The organism is Parafrankia irregularis (assembly GCF_001536285.1).
GTDB classification, from domain to species: Bacteria; Actinomycetota; Actinomycetes; order Frankiales; family Frankiaceae; genus Parafrankia; species Parafrankia irregularis.
Window position 1 is genome coordinate 327,744 of record NZ_FAOZ01000006.1, and the last position, 16,861, is coordinate 344,604.

A 16,861-nucleotide genomic window follows, 5' to 3' on the forward strand; every position below is an offset into this window, starting at 1 on the left:
GAATGCTGGAGCCGTACCCCTCACCGTACGGGGTCGCCACCGTCCGAGGAACGCGCCGTGCCTCCGCGTTCCTCGGACGAGCGGTGCTCATCGACCGGAGGCGGGTGCCCAGGAAGCGGACGCCGCCTCCACGCAACCGGGGTCCGTGGCGACGGTGCCGTCCACCGCGGTGGACGGCACCGAGGCGCGCGGCCCGCTCAGTGCCTCGCCTTCGACGTCGACGCGGGGCAGCACCTTGTCGAGACCGCGCGGGATCCACCAGGCCCGTTCACCGAGCAGCGCGAGGACGGCCGGCACGATCGTCATCCGGACGACGAAGGCATCGAGCAGGACAGCGGTGGCGAGGCCGAAGCCGACCATCTTGATCATCGGCTCGGTGGCACCGACGAATCCGGCGAAGACCGCCATCATGATCAGTGCGGCGGCGACCACGACCCGGGAGCTGTGCCCGAACCCGGAGACGATCGCATGCCCGGCGTCATCGCCGTGGATGTAGGCCTCGCGCACGCGGGTGACGAGGAAGACCTCGTAGTCCATGGCGAGCCCGAAGACGATGCCCACCATGAAGATCGGCATCATGCTCATGATCGGCCCGGTCTGTTCGAGGCCGATGAGGCCCGCCAGCCATCCCCACTGGAAGACCGCGACGACCGTGCCGAGAGCGGCCAGCACCGAAAGCAGGAATCCGCAGGCGGCCTTGAGCGGGACGAGCACCGACCGGAAGAGCGCCATCAGGAGCAGGAAGGCGAGGCCCACCACGACCGCGAGGTAGGGCACAAGCGCGCCCTGGACCTTCTGGGCCATATCGATGTTGACCGCGGTGCTACCGGTGACCTGGAACGTCGCGCCGGTGGCGGACTCGACCGCGGATCGTTCGGCGCGGATGGCGTGGACGAGATCCACGGTCGCCGCGTCGCTCGGGCCGGTCGCGGGGACGACGGTGAGCAGCGCGGCGTCGCCGGCGGGACTGGACCGGGCCGGTGAGACCGAGACGACTCCGGGCGTGCCGGCGAGGCTCTCGATCGTCGTGGCGATCGCCGCCGCCGGATCGCCGGAAGCCGCTGCGTCGACCACGACGGTGAGCGGGCCGTTGAATCCGGCGCCGAAGCCCCGGGCGAGGTCGTCGTAAGCGCGGCGTTCGGTGGTGGACGTGGGTTTCGCCTCGTCACCAGCGGTGCCCAGGCGCAGGTCGAGGGCCGGCAGCGCGATCGTGACCAGGGCGAGCACCGCGAGGGCGAGGATCGGCAGCGGGCGGCGCAGGACCAGCCGGGCCCACCGGGTACCCGCATTGGGCCCGCGCTGTCGTGCCTTCGCCCGTCCTCTGCGGGCGGCGCGTGGGAGCACCGCGCGCTGGAAGAAGCCGAGCAGCGCCGGCACCAGGGTCAGCGCGACGAGGACGGCGACGACGACTGTTCCGGCGGCAGCCAGGCCCATCTTGGTCAGCGTCGGTATCCCGACGACGAACAGCCCGGCCAGGGCGATCACCACGGTGAGCCCGGCGAACACCACCGAGGAGCCTGCGGTGCCGGTGGCAATGGCCACGGCCTCCGACGGCTCATGCCCGCGGGCCCGCTCCTCCCGGTAGCGGGAGACGATGAACACGGCATAGTCGATCCCGACCGCCAGGCCCAGCATCATCGCCAGCGTGCTGGTGGTCGAGGACAGGCCGAAAGCACTGGCCAGGGCCATGATCGAGAGCATGCCGACCCCGACGCCCACGACAGCGGTCAGCAGCGGCAGCCCGGCCGCCGCCAGCGATCCGAAGGTGACCAGCAGGACTATCGCGGCGAGCGCGATCCCGACCACCTCGCCGATGCCGCCCGCCGCCGGCCGGGTGGTCAGCGCATCCCCGCCGATCTCGACGGTCAGACCGGCGGCCTGGCCGTCGGCGACCGCGCCCTTCAGACTTTCCAGGGTGGCGTCGGTGAGGTCGTCGCCGGTCACGGTGTAGGAGACCGTCGCGTAGGCGGTCGCCGCGTCCTGGCTCACCGCGCCGCCCTGGAACGGATTCACCGCGGTGAGGACCTGCGGACCGGAGGCGGCCCGCGCGACGGCCTTCTCGACCACGGCCCGGTTCTCGGCCGCGGTGAGCTTCTCCCCCTCCGGAGCGCCGAAGACGATGCGCGCGACCGCGCCGTCCACCCCGGAGCCGGGAAAACGCTCGTCCAGGAGGTCGAACGCCCGCTGGGATTCGGTTCCCGGAATGGCGAACTCGTCCTTGGGGGCGTCGGGGGCCTTCATCGCGGCGAAACCCATGGCCGCGAGAACCGCGATCCACAGGAGAAGAACGTGGCGGCGGCGCTGGAAGGACAACCGTCCCAGTCGGTACAGAAGAGTCGCCATGGAGTGGTTCTCCACATCTTTTCGGATACCCACAAGACTGCTCCGGCCCGGTGGGTCCCGTCGTCGTGCGCCTGCCGGCACTTACCACCGCCCACGTACTGCGTCTGCCGTAGCCGGAAGTGACTGCGCCCGACCGATGCGAGAACAGGCTGTTCTGCCACACAGTGGCCCTGGCCTGTTTCCGGCGCAGCCGGAATCCCGAACCGGCGGCGCCTCGCGGGAAATCCGGGATACCGCACGAAGCGAAGGGCACTCGGTGGATCACAGACCCGACGACGAAGTCCCCACCGGCTCAGGTGGTCAACAGCCGCCTGCCCACGCCGGGACGGCATCGCTCACCCCGCGGCACCGGCGGTGGTGGAGGTGGGATCGGCGGCTGCGGGATCGGCGGCCGCGGGATCGGCGGCCCCGACCGCGGCGGCGACGCCGTGCTCTCGCGTTCGGCGCGCTGGTCCTGCTCGTCGCCCTCATCGCGGGTGACCGGTACGCGGTCTCGACCGCCGAGAGTGAGATGGCCACCCAGATCAAGGCGAGTGTCACCAGGAGTCTCGCCTGCGACGCCACTCCGCCGACGGTCCGCGACGTCAGTATCGGCGGATTTCCGTTCCTCACCCAGATTGCATTCGGAAGGTTCAAGAACATCGGAGTGACCATCGACGGTGTGCCAACGCCGGGGCCACGCATCTCCTCGGTCGAGGCACATCTCAAAGGAATTCATCTTCCAGTCCGGAAGATGCTTGCCAATGATGTCGGCGAGATACCGGTCGACAACGTCGAGGCGACGGTCCATCTCGACTACGCCGACGTGAACGCGTTCCTGGCCGACCAGCCCGGAGATCTTCAGATCAATCCGGTGGACGGCGGGAAGAAGGTCGAGGTCGCCGGCCTGGCCGACGTACCGGTGCTCGGCGCCCAGGAGATCGGCGGGGTCATCGCGTTCGAGGTGCGGGACAACAAGCTCACGCTGATCCCGTCCGAGATCGCCCTGCACGGGTCCATCAACGTGGACATCCCGGTGCCCGGCGGCCTCGGCGGGCTGCTCCCCGCCATCCCGATTCCGGTCGGCGCCCTGCCGTTCGACCTCACCGTCGTCGAGGCCTCCTCCGACGCTGCCGGCCTGTCTCTGACCGCGACCGCGGCGGACGTCGTCCTTCCCGAGACCGACACGACAGCCCGCCGGTGCCCCGCACCGACCAGCAGCGGGCCGTGAACCCGAGCTCCGAGGTGGCCGCCGCGATGGCGACGACCGGCCGCTGCCGGCACCCGCCGCCCACGACGACGGTGTCGGGCGGCGATCGGGACGAGGTGCCCGGTGCCACCGCAGTGGCGCCGGGCGAGCCCTGACCTCGTCCCGACCTCACCTCACCTCAGCCTTGGCCACCCAGCCTTGGCCATCTCTCACCTGGCGTCGCCGGCGCGTGGCCTCGGCCACGCGGGGAGGCAGCGTCCGTCAGTAGTTGGGGTTGTTGGTGTCCGGGATCTGGATGGCGATGGGGAACTGGGCGCCCGACAGGAGGGTCAGGACGCCGATGCGCAGGATCTCGTCGAAGGCCCAGTAGACCGCCTGCAGCAGGCCGGGGGCCTTCTCCAGGCTCAGCAGGCCCTCACGGACGGCGACGAAGGGCTTCCAGGCGACCTGGAAGGCGGTGTCCCAGAAGGGGTACCTCGGCAGCTTGAGCCAGCCGGCGATCTCGTCACCCAGGAAGTAGCGGGTGAGGGCGCACAGGATGGGCTTGCTGAGGAGGGAGCCGTCGATGAACGACGCCAGGTTGACGAGGATGTCGGCGAGCTTGATGCCCTCGGGGGTCGGGGCGAGGATCGGGGTGAGAACCTGCGCCGCCTGGGTGTTCGCCGTGGCCCAGGAGTTCGGGATGTACTCGTCGAGCACCCCGAGCATGTGGGCGGTGACCTGCCAGGAGTGCAGGAACCCCGCGGACTCGACGGCGTTGATCGGCACGCCCCACGCGTTCAGGTTCTGCATGACGGTGGTGGGCAGGCTGTGCCAGGTCACCATGATGTCGGCCTGGGAGATCGGGATGTCCTCAGAGGCGACGTTGTTCCAGGCCGCGAGCTGGGGCAGCAGGTGGCGCACGCCGGCGTGGGCCAGGCGCGTCTTGACGCAGGTCACGATCATCTCGCCGCTGGGGTCGAAGGCGTTGTTCGAGCCGACGTCGTAGCCCAGCTTGGCGGTCTTGGTGATGCGGTCCCGCATGTCCGCACCGCCCTTGGAGTAATAGACGGCCAGGGCCTCGCGCGGGATGACCGTGCTCATCATGCCGCTGACGAAGCCGTAGGTGACGCCCAGGTACAGGCCGCGCTTCTGGTTGAAGTTGACCGCGTCCTTGAGCTTGGCCGTGTCGGTCCACGTCGGGAGCTGACGCGCGTGCTCCATGAAGTCACGCAGTTGCGTGGGCAGCCCGGCGGGCAGCGCCTGGCCATTCTTCGTCCATGTCTTCAGCAGCTTGTTGACCGCGGTCGTCTGGCCGCTGTCGATGATCGCGGCGACCACCGGGTCGGCCTCGGCATCCCAGACGTACTTCGGGTCCACGCCGACGCCGGCCCCGGCGACCGAGCCCTCGGACGACCACGACCACGCCGGAGTCGCCGCGGCCAGCGCCCCGGCGGCTCCTAACATGCCGCCGGTGACCAGTACCTGACGCCTGCTTCGCTCAACCATCTTCCGTCCTCCCCAGAGCCCGACGACCCAAGGGTGGATACAAAGAAACAATATCCGATTCTCTGTATCAGGGCCGCCGCGCTCATGGGACCACATCAGCTATATGCGATACAAGGCTCCTTTTTTCTTGCCCGACGCGACGAGGTGCATCACGAAATTCCGGAGATAAGCCACATACCGGACATACGAACGATGTCGGCACGCCACCCTCCGGGAGCGCGAGGCCGGCACGCGGCAGGCAGCGGGCAACCACAGGCAGGGAGCGTCCAACGCGGAGGGTTGCGGGTAACCCGGCAGCCAGCCCCCAGCAAGATGCCCGAAACCGCCCCCGGGCCCTTTCGGGCCATCGAGGACCGACCGAGGCCGGTCTCCTCGGCGGCACTCGGTTCCGACGGCGCTCAGGCCAGGTTGAGGCCCAGCATGCGGATGGCATTGCCACGCACGATCTTGCGGACGGTCGCCGCGGGCAGGCCGGCCATCATCTCCTCGGCCACGCGCCGCGTGTTCGGCCAGGTCGAGTCGGTGTGCGGGTAGTCCGTCTCGAAGGTGACGTTGTCGACCCCGATGGAGTCCAGGGACGCCAGCCCGTGCCGGTCGCGGAAGAAGCAGCCGTACACCTGCCGGCGGAAGTAGCTCGACGGCGGTTCGGGCACGAGATCACGCACCCCGCCCCAGGCCCGATGCTCCCGCCAGACGTCGTCGGCGCGTTCCAGCGCGTAGGGCAGCCAGCCGATCTGCCCCTCGGAGTAGGCGAGGACCAGCTCGGGAAAGCGAACCAGCACGCCGGAGAACAGCCAGTCGGCCAGCGAGGCCATCGCGTTGTTGAAGCTCAGCGTCGCGGCGACCGCCGGCGGCGCGTCGCCGGAGGTGGCGGGCATCCGCGACGACGAGCCGATATGCATGCACACGACGGTCCCGGTGTCGACGCAGGCGGCGAGGAACGGCTCCCAGCTGCCGCTGTGGATGCTCGGCAGCCCCAGATGCGGCGGGATCTCGCTGAAGCAGACGGCCCGGCAGCCGCGCGCGGCGTTACGCCGGACCTCCGCCGCGGCGAGCTCCGCGTCCCACAGCGGAATCAGACACAGCGGGATCAGCCGGCCGCCCGAGTCCGCGCACCACTCGTCGATCATCCAGTCGTTGTAGGCCCGGACGCAGGCCAGCGCGAGGTCGGTGTCCCGCGCCTCGGCGAACGTCTGGCCGCAGAAGCGGGGAAAGGTGGGGAAGCACAGGGACGCCTCGACATGGTTGAGCTCCATGTCGGCGACCCGGGCGACCGGGTCGTGGCAGCCGGGACGCATCTCGTCGTAGGTGATCGGGGACATCGTCATGTCGTCGCGGTCGAAGCCGACCGCCGCGACGTGCCTTTTGTGGATGTAGACGAGGTCCTCGTACACCCAGCAGTCGGCCTGCGGGCCGTCGTCGTCGAACGTCTGCCGGTAGTTGCCGCCGCCGATGTGCTCCATGCGCCCGATGCCGCGCCGCTGGACGCGGGGGCCGGCGTCACGCAGCCGGGCGGGCAGCCAGCGTTGCCACAGGTGGGCCGGCTCCACGACGTGATCGTCGACGCTGATGATCCGCGGCAGCTCACCGAACGAGTGGGCGGGCTTACCGAACGAGTGGGCGGGCTCGTCGAGGGAGCGAGCGGGACCTTCACCCGTGCGGTGCGCCGCGGGCGCTGTCTGGTGCGAGTCCGTCTGGTGCGAGTCGGTCACGGCGGATCCCTCCGGCTTGCACGGCGAGGAACGCAATCACGCTAACATCAGATCTGACTGATCATCAGAAAACAGGAAAGCCGACATCCAGGGGGTCGCGGTGCCCGAGGCCAGCATGCCCGCCTACCGCCTCACCGACTGGCTCCAGCAGCCCACACTGGTGGACATCACGGTCCCGCGACCGGGCCCGGGGGAAGTCCTGGTGCGGGTCGCGGGCAACGGACTGTGCCACTCGGATCTGACCATGCATCAGATACCGGCGGAGATCGGAGCCACGCTCGGCTGGCGGGTGCCGTTCACTCTCGGGCACGAGATCGCCGGCTGGATCGCCGACGCCGGCGACGAGGCAGCCGCGGCGACGGCCGCACCGGGCACGCCCGTCGCGCTGGTGTCACCGGCCTCCTGCGGGCGCTGCCGCTACTGCCTGCGCGGGCTGGACAGCGCCTGCCCCGACGGCCTGGCGGGCCGCGGCTACGGCCGGGACGGTGGGCTGGCCCCGTACGTGATCGCGCCGGCCGGGCGCGGAGTCGTCCCGCTGACCACGCTCGACCCGGTGGAGGCCGCACCGCTGACCGATGCCGGCGCCACCTCGTACCACGCGGTTCGCCGCGCACTCCCCCGGCTCGGCCCGGGATCGTGGGCCGTGGTCCTCGGCGCGGGCGGCCTCGGCGCGTTCGCCATCCAGCACCTGAAGGCGCTCAGCGCCGCCCAGGTGGTGGCGGTGGACCGCTCCGCGGGACGCCGCGCGCTCGCCCGCGAACTGGGCGCCGACGAGGCCATCGACGGGATCACCGCCGACACCACACCCGACCTCGCCGACGTCTGCGGCGCGCAGGCGGCGGACGTCGTCCTCGACTTCGTCGGGACCGACGCCAGCATCGCCACCGGCCTGCGCGCACTGGCCCCGGCGGGCGCCTTCGGCCTGGTCGGAGCGGCCGGCGGCACCCTGCGGCGCGGCTGGTACGGAACCCTGCCCCGCGAGGCGGAGATCTTCACCTTCCAGGGGTCGACCATCGCCGACCTCCAGGACGTGATCGCGCTCGCGGAGGCGGGCCGCATCCGCCCCCTCGTCGACCGGTTCAGCCTGGCCGACATCGACGAGGCCTACGCCGCCCTGGCCGCCGGCGCCCTACACGGCCGCGCCGTGGTCATCCCGCCCACCTGAACCGACGTTCCCGCTCGGCAGCAGCACCAACTGCTCGGCAGCAGCACCAGCTAGAAGCCGCGACTCGGAGAGCCGCCGCTCGCCACGCGGCGACCCACCGGGATCCCGCGCCGTTACACCGCGCCAGGATTTCACCCCAACAGCCACAAAAAGGGCGGAGAGCCAATTGACCGTCCGCAAGAAGTGAGGATGCTGGTTGTTGCAGCAGCCGAAATCCTCACTTCCTGCTCAGAAGCAGCGACAGCGGCGACAGCCGCGACAGCCGAAGCCCGGAATCCTGTGACGGGCCGTTCCGGTGGCCGGAATCCGCGAGCCTTTCCCGACAGCGAACGATGATTGGAATTCGACGACACAGGACTAGCGCGCCGGGGGGACCGAGCGGCCGGTCGGGTCGACCTGGGCGTCCAGCATCCCCAGCCGCATGCGGTCGAGAAGCTCGGCGAGCTGCCGGCGCTCGGCGGCGGTGAAGCCGTCGAGCGCCACGCCGATGTCGTGCAGGCCCACTTCGCGGACGGCGGCCAGCAGCGCCTCACCGTGCTCGGTCGGGGCGAGTCGGGCCACCCTCCGGTCCGTCCCGTCCGCGGACCGGCTGACCAGGCGATGTTCCTCCAGCGGCCGCAGCTGCCGGCTCACCGTCGACTGGTCGAGATCCAGCCAGCGGGCCAGGTCGGAGGACGTCGCGCTGCCGTGCCGGGCGATCCATCGCAGCAGGGTGAGGCTCGCGCCGGTGATCGGTGCGCCGGCGGCCCGCAGCATCCGCTCCCGCTGCCGCGGGCTGCGCGCGGCCAGCCCGACCAGCTCGACGAACTCGTGGATGCGGGCCAGGTCCTGATCCGACCCCGACTCCTGATCCGACCCCGACTCCTGATCCGACCCCGGCTCCCGGTCCGACCCCGGCTCTCGGCTCGCATCCACGCAGTCCACGCCGTCGCTGTCCCCACTTCGGTCGCTGTCGAGGCCGCCGGTCAGTCCTCCAGCACCGCCCCGAGCCGCTGGGTCGTCTCGATCCATTCCTCCACCATCTCGCGCATGACCTCGGCCGTCGGGCGCCGGCGGTCGAGGCTGCCCACGATCTGCCCGACGGGGAAGCCGCTCAGCGCCTTCGTTCCGGCGCGGGTCCAGCGGCGCGACGCCTCCCCCCACACAATGCCCTGCAGCGGCATCGGCAGGGTCTTCGGGGCGTCCTCGCGTTCCCAGGCGTCCGTCCAGGCGCTGCGCAGCAGCCGGGCGGGCTTGCCCGTCATCGCGCGGGAACGCACCGTGTCCCGCGAGGTGGCCGCGAGCAGGTTCTCGACGATGGGCTCGGCGGTGTCGGCCTCGGTGACGGTGAGCCACACCGAGCCCGTCCAGGCGCCCTGGGCGCCGAGCGCGAGCGCGGCGGCGATCTGCCGGCCGCCGCCGATCCCGCCGGCGGCGAGCACCGGGACGCCCGGCCCCACCGCGTCGACGACCTCGGGCACCAGGACCATCGTGCTGACCTCGCCGCAGTGCCCGCCCGCCTCGGTGCCCTGGGCGACGATGATGTCGACGCCCATCTCGACCTGCTTGACGGCGTGCCGCTTCGCGCCGACGAGCGCGGCCACCAGCACACCCTGGGCGTGAGCGCGGTCGATGACCTCCTCCGGCGGCGGCCCCAGCGCGTTGACCAGCAGCTTCACCGGATGCTTGAGGGCCACCTCGACCTGCCCCGGGCCCTCCTGCTCGATACCGAGCCCGGCCGCCTTCAGATCACCCCCGGCAGCCGCGTCCGCGGGCAGCGGCGGGACGTCGTGTTCGGCCAGGACGGACTCGGCGAAGCGGCGGTGCTCGTCGGGCACCAGCTCGACCATCTTCTCCCTGGTGATCTCCGCTCCGCCTCCCTTCCCGACGTACGAGTTCGGCATGACGATGTCGACGCCGTAGGGCCGGCCGTCGACGTGCTCGTCGATCCAGGCCAGTTCGACCTCGAGTTCCTCGGGGTTGAAGGCGAGCGCCCCCAGCACCCCGAACCCGCCCGCTCTGCTGACCGCCGCGACGACGTCCCGGCAGTGCGAGAAGGCGAAGATCGGGAACTCGATACCGAGCAGGTCACAGACAGGAGTACGGGCCATGCGCCCTCCTCAGGAGAATTAACTTGCATGTATACAAGCATGTTTTTGAGGGCGACGGAAGGCCCCGGAATGCCGTCATCCCGACCGGCACAGCCGCCGAGCAAGATCCGCCGCCTCTGGTCGCTCGGGAATGCACAGCAGAATCCCGAGCTCCGAGCGGCCGTTGCCGCCGAGCAAGATCTGACGAGGTTGGTCGCGGGAACGACGAGAATCCTCAGATTCCCGAACCGCGGCTTCGGGCTGCCGCTACCACCGGGCGAATGATGCCGATCACGGCTGACAGGCGGCCATGCGGGCGAGGTTCGCACGGCTCGCACTCCACGAACGCGGCTGAATCCCTGAACGCGGTGGCCGGACGGCGCGACCGAATCGTGAAGGATTTTGGTCGTTCTGGCGACCAGAATCCTTCTTTCTTGCGAGTTGTCAAATCACTCTGCATCCATTTTGTCTCACTTGTCGTGAATTTTCGGCGCTGCGCGGCGGGGTGGGATTCCCGGTGGGCGGTCGAGCGTCCCCCGGGCTTCGGACCTGCTGTTTCTCAGGCGGTCATTCCGCCGTCGACCGGGACGATCGTCCCGGTCATCAGGCTGGCCTCGGCGGATGCCAGGAAGGCGATGACGCGCGCGACGTCGTCCGGCTCACCGAAGCCCCCCGGCACCGTGAGCTTGCCGAGCAGCTTCATCGACGCCCCTTCCGGCGGCATGAAGCCGGCGATGATGTCGGTGTCGATGCCGCCGGGTGCCACCGCGTTCACCCGGATGTTCCTGCTGACGTACTCCCAGGCCAGCGCCTTGGTGAGCATGACGACACCACCCTTGGACGCGCAGTAGGCGGCGCTGTAGGGCTGGGCGCGCAGCCCGGCGCTGGACGCGACGTTGACGATGGTGCCGCCGTCACGAGCCAGGAAACCGGCCAGGCACGCCCGGCTCATCAGGAAGGTTCCGGTGAGGTTGACGTCGATGATCCTGCGCCAGTCGGCGAGGGGCTGCTCCGCGGTGTGCGCGAACCAGCCGATCCCGGCGACGTTCGCGAGCACCCTGGGTGCGCCCAGGTCATCCTCGACGGCGCGGACGGCGGCCGCCACCGACTCCTCGTCGGAGACGTCGCAGGCGAAGGCGCGGGCCGCGCCGCCGGCCTCGACGATGCCGGCGGCGGTCTTCTCCGCCTGGTCGATCCGGACGTCCAGGCAGGCCACCGTCGCGCCGCGGGTGGCGAGCCGGTGCGCCGTCGCCGCGCCGATGCCGCGCGCCGCGCCGGTGACGATCGCCACCGCACCATCGAAACCACCGAAACCACCAGCCCCGCCGAATCCGCCACCGGGACCGCCGCCGACTGCGCCAGCACCGCCAGCGCCAGCCGCACCAGCACCAGCAGCACCAGCACCAGCACCAGCACCAGCAGCACCAGGAGCACCAGCACCAGGAGCGCCAGCACCGCCGGAGATTTCGCCGCTCACTCGGCGCGCTCCGGCACGAAGCGGACCGGCATTTCCTTCACGCCGTTGATGAAGTTCGACCGCAGGCGGCGGGCGGGGGCGATCGGCTCGACCCGGTCCAGCCGGGTGACCAGCGTTTCGAGCATCAGCTCGATCTCTCGCATCGCCAGGTGCTTGCCGAGGCAGAAGTGCGGGCCGCCGCCACCGAAGCCCACATGCGGGTTCGGGTCGCGGCCGATGTCGAAACGGTAGGGGTCGGCGAACACCGACTCGTCGTAGTTCGCCGACGAGTAGTACATGACCACCTTCTCACCGGCGGCGATCGGCTGGCCGCCGAGCACCACGTCGGTCGTGGTCGTGCGGCGGAAGCCCATCACCGGGCTGACCCAGCGGACGATCTCGTCCGCCGCCCTGGTCAGCACCGCCGGGTCGGACCTGCCCGCCCTGAGCTTCTCCCACTGTTCGGGATGGTCCAGCAGCGCCTGCATGCCACCGGAGATGGCATTTCGCGTGGTCTCGTTGCCGGCGACCATGAGCAGGATGAAGAACAGGTCGAACTCCATCTCGGACAGCTCGTGGCCGTTCTCGTCGGCGGTGACGAGCTTGGTCAGGATGTCGTCGGCCGGGCAGCCGCGCCGCGCCGCGCCCAGCTCGTTCGCGTAGGCGTACGCCTCCATCGCGGCGGCCTGCTGGTCGGCCGCGTCGGCGGACAGCTCGGGATCGTCGCTGGCCAGCATCCGGTTCGACCAGTTGAACAGCCGGTGCCTGTCCTCGTGCGGGACGCCGATCAGCTCCGCGATCACGACGAGCGGCAGCTCCGCCGCGCAGATCTTCACGAAGTCGCCCTCACCGGCCTCGATCGCGCGGTCGACGATCTTCTCGCAGGAGGTCCGGATCTTCTCGGTGAGGCGCCCGATCATGCGCGGGGTGAAGCCCCGGTTCACCAGGCTGCGCAGCCGGGTGTGTTCCGGCGGGTCCTGGTTGACCATCATGAGCTGCTGCTCGGCCAGGGCTTCCGGGGTGAGCTCGGGCAGCAGGCAGGTCTCCCGGTTGGACGAGAACTGGTCCGGACTGCGGGAGATGTGCACGACGTCCGCGTGCCGGGTCACCGCCCAGAAGCCGGCCTCGCGCTCCGGGTCGCGGTGGTGGAACACCGGTGCCTGGGCCCGCAGGATCCTGAACTCGTCATGCGGCAGACCCTGGACGTAGCGGCCGGGATCGTAGACATCGATCTGGTCGAGCGACATGTCGGGACCTCCGAGATCCGTCTCGTCCGCCAAGCTCAAAACTAGAACAGGTTCTCTCGTCTCGTTTCCTGACGCAATATCAGAAACAGCATTGGGGCCGGACGGGCCGAGCGGGTCAGCGAAGCTCGTCGACGTAGGTCTGCGTGCCGGGCAGGGTGGGGACGAACGGGGCGAGCAGCTCCAGCCGACCGAGGCCCGACTTCTCCCAGTCCGCGGCCGCCGCGGTGAAGCCGGGCGCCCAGCACCGCGCCGGCGTCGTCTCGGTGAACCACAGCACGGTCAGGCGGCGTCCGAGACCGGCGACCTGGTCCACATAGGCCATCCGGTCCTCGGGCAGCGGCAACGGGGTGAACAGCAGGCCCATCGCCACCGCGCCACCGGGCGCGAGCACCCGCGGCGCGCGCTCGGCGCGCAGCCAGTCGACGAGAGCGGAGATGGCCGCGCCACCCACGCCACCCACACCAGCCACGCCGGCCGCGTCACCCACGCCAGTCGCACCAGCCGTGCCAGCCGCGGCCTCATCCACCAAGGCCTCGCCCACCGCGTCGACGACCTCGACCACCAGGCCACCGTACGGATGGTCCAGCGCGTGGATATCGAGCGCACCGCCGCGGCCGTCGCGATACACCGCGCCGAGATAGTCCTGGAACGCGGTGAAGACGTGGTCACGCCGGTGGAAGATGCGTCCGTCCGCGTTGAGCCGCTGGTTCGTGGCGACGGTCCACCGCATGTGGTCGCGGTGGCGGCCGCGGGTCAGCCAGTAGACCGCGATGTACTTGCCAGCCTCCAGCGGCCGCGCGACGGCCGAGTCGGCCGGCTCGCGCAGCGCCTGCAGCGCCCTGGGCGCCACCCAGCGCCGGCCGGCGAACATCCAGGGCATCGCCATGGCACCCGCGTAGAAGTGATCGTCCTCGTACCAGCGGTTGTACTCGGCCTCCGCGCCCGGATGCGGCTCCACCATCGTGATCAGCGCGGAGCCGATGGCGACGCCGTACGGGCCGGCGGCGGGAAGCACGGAGTAGGGGCTGTCGGAGTCGGGGCTGTCGACGGAATCTGCCACCGCGTCGTCCGGCACGGCTGAACTCCCTCCGCCCCGGGCGCGCGTCGGCCCGGAACGCGGTCCACTCAAGCACGGAATCTGGTGACCCGTCAGAAAATCTTTGAATACACTCTGCTGCCATGATCGTCTCTCGCGGCCCGTCCGTCGTGCCCCGCGGGGCACTCGCCTTCGGGATCCAGCTGCCGATCCAGGCGCAGAGCAGCCTGTTCGCCGAGCCCTGGGAGGCCACGGCCACGCCGGACGACCTCGCGGCGATCGCCCGCGCGGCGGATGAGCACGGCTTCCTCTACGTCGCGGTCTGCGACCACGTCGCGATCCCCCGCCAGCTCGCCGCCGCCATGGGCACCACCTGGTACGACTCCGTCGCGACCCTGAGCTGGCTGGCCGCGGCGACGACCCGGGTGCGGCTGCTCAGCCACGTCTACAACCTGGCCTACCGGCACCCGCTGGTGACGGCGAAGGCCTTCGCGACCCTCGACCGCCTCTCCGCCGGCCGGGTCATCCTCGGGGTCGGCGCGGGGCACGTCGCGGACGAGTTCGCCGGCCTGGGGCTGGATTTCGCCCACCGCGGGCGCATGCTCGACGACGCGATCGAGGTCGTCGACGCGGCCCTGCGCACCGAGTTCCCCACGGTCGCGAACGACAGCTTCACCGTCGACGGGCAGCTCGGGCTCGCGCCCCGGCCGGTGCAGGACCCGCGCCCGCCGCTGTGGGTCGGCGGCTCGTCGCCGGCGGCGGTGCGCCGGGCCGCGCGGCTCGGCGACGGGTGGCTGCCCCAGGGCACCCCGCTCGACCAGCTGCCGCCGCTGGTCGAGCTGCTGCGCACCGAACGCGCCGCGGCCGGCGTCACCCAGCCCTGCGACATCGGCGCGATCACCGACTGGCTGCACCTCGGCCAGCCGACCTGGGACGTCGGCCGCCCCTGCCGGGCCGGGACGCCCGCGCGGCTCGCCGAGCACCTGCGCCGCTACCGCGATGTCGGCGTCGACCACCTGCAGGTGCGGTTCCCCAGCCGCGGCCCGGCCGAGCTGATCGATCAGATCGCGGCCTTCGGCTCCGAGGTGGGGCCCCTGCTGGCCCCCTGACCACCGCCCCGGCCGTCAACCCCCTGGCTGCCTGACCGCTGGTCCTCTGCCTGCTCGCCCCTGGCCGCCGGCCTGCTGACCGCTGACCCCTGACGCCCTCCCCCGAGTCAGAGCAGCTCGATGAGCTTCCGCAGCGCCTGCGGGTCGCGGACGCCGCCGATCAGCAGGGTGTGGACGGGCGAGGCCCGCCACAGCTCGAGGCGCTCCCGGATCCGCGCCCAGGGCCCGACCAGCGCGATGCCGTCGGCGAGTTCGTCCGGGACGGCCCGCACGGCGGCCTCCCGCTCCCCCGCGAGGAACAGCTGCTGCACCCGCGCGGCGGCGTCGCCGAAACCGAACCTCGACACGACGTCCACATGGAAGTTGACGTCCTTGGCGCCCATGCCGCCGAGGTAGAACGCCAGCGTCCACTTGATGCGCAGCAACGCCGCCTCGACGTCGTCGTCCACGACCACCGTCACCGGGCAGGCGATCGAGAAGTCGGCGGGCGCCCCGGCCAGCGCCGCCGCGTACGCCGCGGGCCCGCGCTCGGGATGGTAGAAGATCGGCAGCCAGCCGTCGGCGATCTCGGCGGCCAGCGCCACGTTCCCCGGGCCTTCGGCGCCGAGGTAGACGGGGATCCGCGGCCGCAGCGGATGCGTGGTGATCTTCAGCGGCTTGCCGAGCCCGGTGATGCCCCGCGCCGGGCCAGCGCCCGCCGGCGGCAGACCCGAAGCCCCGGCTCCGGCCCCGGCTCCGGCTCCGGCCGCAGCCGACGGCGGCGCCGACGGGGGCGCCGACCGCAGTGGCAACGGGTAGTGCGGCCCGTCGCTGGTGACCGGGGCGTCGCGGCGCCACACCGCCCGCAGGATGTCGACGTACTCCCGGGTTCGGGCGAGCGGCCGGGCGAAGGGCTGCCCGTACCAGCCCTCGACCACCTGCGGGCCGGACACGCCGAGCCCCAGCAGGAACCGCCCACCGGACAGGTGGTCCAGGGTCGCCGCGGTCATCGCGAGACAGGCCGGCGTGCGGGCGGACAGCTGTGCCAGCCCGGTGGCGAGCGTGATCCGGCTCGTCCGCGAGCCCAGCCAGGCCAGCGGGCTGATCGCGTCGGAGCCGTAGGCCTCGGCCGTCCACACCGACGCGTAGCCGTACTCCTCGGCGGCGAGTGTCAGCTCCAGATGATCGTCCGGTGGCACCGCCGGCCAGTAGCCGAGCATCAGGCCGAGTGCCAGATCAGCGGTCACAACAATCCTCCTGGATGGTGTTATGTCCTGGTTGCGGATGGATTGCCGGCTGCTCGGATGTCCGCACCCGGGTTCGGGCTGATCACGGGTACGCTCCGGTCCATGGCGTCACCGGCGGTTCCGCCCCCCGTGGACAGTGACGGGCTGGACAGGCCCGCCCAGCGAGCACGGCGGGAGCGGATTCTGGACGCCGCCGTCGCGCTCGGGTCCGAGGGCGGCTACGACGCCGTGCAGATGCGGGCGGTGGCGGAGCGCTCCGGGGTCGCGCTCGGGACGCTGTACCGCTACTTCCCGTCGAAGGTGCAGCTGCTGGTGTCCGCGATGGCCCGCGAGATCGACGGCATCCGGCTGCCGTCCGCCGAGCGCATGGCGGGCCTCACCCCGGCGGACCGGATCCTGGCCGTCCTCAGCCGCGCCACCAAGGTCTTCCAGCGGGACCCGAACCTGGCCGGCGCGCTGGTCCGGGCGGTCATGTTCGCGGACGCGTCGGCCACCGCCGAGGTCGACCAGGTCACCCAGCGGATGAACTCGATCATCATTCGCATGATGCGCGGTGAGGACGGCGATCCGTCCCCGCGGGACATCGCGGTGGCGGGCCTGATCGCCAAGGTGTGGTTCGTCAGCGAGATCCAGTGGCTGTCCGGCCGCACCAAGGCCCGGCAGGTGCTCGACGACCTGGAACTGGTCGTCCGCGAGCTCGTCCACTAGCACCGCCGCCCGCAGAGCCGGGCCGCGAGCACGCCTGGTGTTGCTTCCGGACAAGAGTGAAGGATCCTGGCTGTCAGGACGACCAGAATCATTCACTCTTTCCACGCCCCGCC

General features: G+C 71.0%; 14 protein-coding genes. 5 read left to right on the forward strand and 9 right to left on the reverse strand.

All coding sequences use genetic code 11. The features are described from left to right. Nucleotides 1-87: 87 nt before the first annotated feature. Nucleotides 88-2,343: an MMPL family transporter gene (locus tag AWX74_RS12530; protein WP_091275399.1), complete on the reverse strand. Its 2,256-nt coding sequence runs from the start codon at nt 2,341-2,343 to the stop codon at nt 88-90. A 256-nt stretch (nt 2,344-2,599) separates the two neighbouring features. Between AWX74_RS12530 and AWX74_RS12535 the strand changes: the two genes are divergently transcribed. Then, nucleotides 2,600-3,553: an LmeA family phospholipid-binding protein gene (locus AWX74_RS12535; RefSeq protein ID WP_242666199.1), complete on the forward strand. Its 954-nt coding sequence runs from the start codon at nt 2,600-2,602 to the stop codon at nt 3,551-3,553. Next, entirely contained in the window at nt 3,550-3,687 is a 138-nt protein-coding gene (locus tag AWX74_RS40695; protein WP_193209712.1) for a hypothetical protein, read from the forward strand. Before AWX74_RS12535 ends, AWX74_RS40695 begins: the two co-directional genes overlap by 4 nt. Nucleotides 3,688-3,793: 106 nt before the next feature. On the opposite strand, the gene AWX74_RS12540 is transcribed toward AWX74_RS40695, so the two are convergent. Together AWX74_RS12540 and AWX74_RS12545 are read right to left on the reverse strand one after the other, a co-directional pair. Continuing rightward, the gene (locus AWX74_RS12540; RefSeq protein WP_091275403.1) at nt 3,794-5,020 is read right to left on the reverse strand and encodes an oxygenase MpaB family protein; all 1,227 of its coding nucleotides are present in this window, start codon (nt 5,018-5,020) and stop codon (nt 3,794-3,796) included. A 398-nt stretch (nt 5,021-5,418) separates the two neighbouring features. Next, nucleotides 5,419-6,732, reverse strand: a complete 1,314-nt coding sequence (locus AWX74_RS12545; RefSeq protein ID WP_242666200.1) for an amidohydrolase family protein — start codon at nt 6,730-6,732, stop codon at nt 5,419-5,421. Nucleotides 6,733-6,832: 100 nt separating this feature from the next. Here AWX74_RS12545 and AWX74_RS12550 point away from each other — a divergent pair, with 100 nt between their 5' ends. Further along, nucleotides 6,833-7,897, forward strand: a complete 1,065-nt coding sequence (locus AWX74_RS12550; protein ID WP_242666201.1) for a zinc-binding dehydrogenase — start codon at nt 6,833-6,835, stop codon at nt 7,895-7,897. A 357-nt stretch (nt 7,898-8,254) separates the two neighbouring features. On the opposite strand, the gene AWX74_RS12555 is transcribed toward AWX74_RS12550, so the two are convergent. The 5 genes from AWX74_RS12555 to AWX74_RS12575 all read right to left on the reverse strand — a co-directional run bounded on the left by AWX74_RS12555 (nt 8,255) and on the right by AWX74_RS12575 (nt 13,744). Next, nucleotides 8,255-8,812 carry a MarR family winged helix-turn-helix transcriptional regulator gene (locus AWX74_RS12555; RefSeq protein ID WP_091275407.1) on the reverse strand — a complete coding sequence of 186 codons (558 nt, stop codon included), beginning with the start codon at nt 8,810-8,812 and terminating at the stop codon, nt 8,255-8,257. A gap of 50 nt (nt 8,813-8,862) precedes the next feature. Further along, nucleotides 8,863-9,987, reverse strand: a complete 1,125-nt coding sequence (locus tag AWX74_RS12560) for a nitronate monooxygenase (RefSeq protein ID WP_091275411.1) — start codon at nt 9,985-9,987, stop codon at nt 8,863-8,865. 538 nt (nt 9,988-10,525) lie between these two features. Next, nucleotides 10,526-11,257: an SDR family NAD(P)-dependent oxidoreductase gene (locus AWX74_RS12565; protein ID WP_050796006.1), complete on the reverse strand. Its 732-nt coding sequence runs from the start codon at nt 11,255-11,257 to the stop codon at nt 10,526-10,528. A gap of 182 nt (nt 11,258-11,439) precedes the next feature. Further along, entirely contained in the window at nt 11,440-12,669 is a 1,230-nt protein-coding gene (locus AWX74_RS12570; RefSeq protein ID WP_091275795.1) for a cytochrome P450, read from the reverse strand. A 115-nt stretch (nt 12,670-12,784) separates the two neighbouring features. Further along, the gene (locus AWX74_RS12575; protein WP_091275415.1) at nt 12,785-13,744 is read right to left on the reverse strand and encodes a hypothetical protein; all 960 of its coding nucleotides are present in this window, start codon (nt 13,742-13,744) and stop codon (nt 12,785-12,787) included. Nucleotides 13,745-13,848: 104 nt separating this feature from the next. Here AWX74_RS12575 and AWX74_RS12580 point away from each other — a divergent pair, with 104 nt between their 5' ends. After that, nucleotides 13,849-14,814, forward strand: coding sequence for a TIGR03619 family F420-dependent LLM class oxidoreductase (locus tag AWX74_RS12580; RefSeq protein ID WP_091275419.1), 966 nt, complete (start codon nt 13,849-13,851; stop codon nt 14,812-14,814). Nucleotides 14,815-14,921: 107 nt separating this feature from the next. Here the strand turns inward: AWX74_RS12580 and AWX74_RS12585 are convergent, their stop codons facing one another. Continuing rightward, on the reverse strand, nt 14,922-16,040 hold the full coding sequence (locus AWX74_RS12585) for an LLM class flavin-dependent oxidoreductase (RefSeq protein ID WP_091275422.1): 1,119 nt from the start codon (nt 16,038-16,040) through the stop codon (nt 14,922-14,924). 129 nt (nt 16,041-16,169) lie between these two features. Between AWX74_RS12585 and AWX74_RS12590 the strand changes: the two genes are divergently transcribed. After that, nucleotides 16,170-16,748 (forward strand): TetR family transcriptional regulator, encoded by a 579-nt coding sequence (locus AWX74_RS12590; protein WP_207550300.1) that lies wholly within the window; start codon nt 16,170-16,172, stop codon nt 16,746-16,748. The last annotated feature ends 113 nt before the right edge of the window (nt 16,749-16,861 follow it).

Excerpts from the sequence above, each read along its gene's own strand:
- AWX74_RS12530 (WP_091275399.1), bottom strand. The coding sequence starts at position 2,343 with ATGGCGACTCTTCTGTACCGACTGGGACGGTTGTCCTTCCAGCGCCGC.
- AWX74_RS12540 (WP_091275403.1), bottom strand. The coding sequence starts at position 5,020 with ATGGTTGAGCGAAGCAGGCGTCAGGTACTGGTCACCGGCGGCATGTTA.
- AWX74_RS12560 (WP_091275411.1), bottom strand. The coding sequence starts at position 9,987 with ATGGCCCGTACTCCTGTCTGTGACCTGCTCGGTATCGAGTTCCCGATC.
- AWX74_RS12570 (WP_091275795.1), bottom strand. The coding sequence starts at position 12,669 with ATGTCGCTCGACCAGATCGATGTCTACGATCCCGGCCGCTACGTCCAG.
- AWX74_RS12580 (WP_091275419.1), top strand. The coding sequence starts at position 13,849 with ATGATCGTCTCTCGCGGCCCGTCCGTCGTGCCCCGCGGGGCACTCGCC.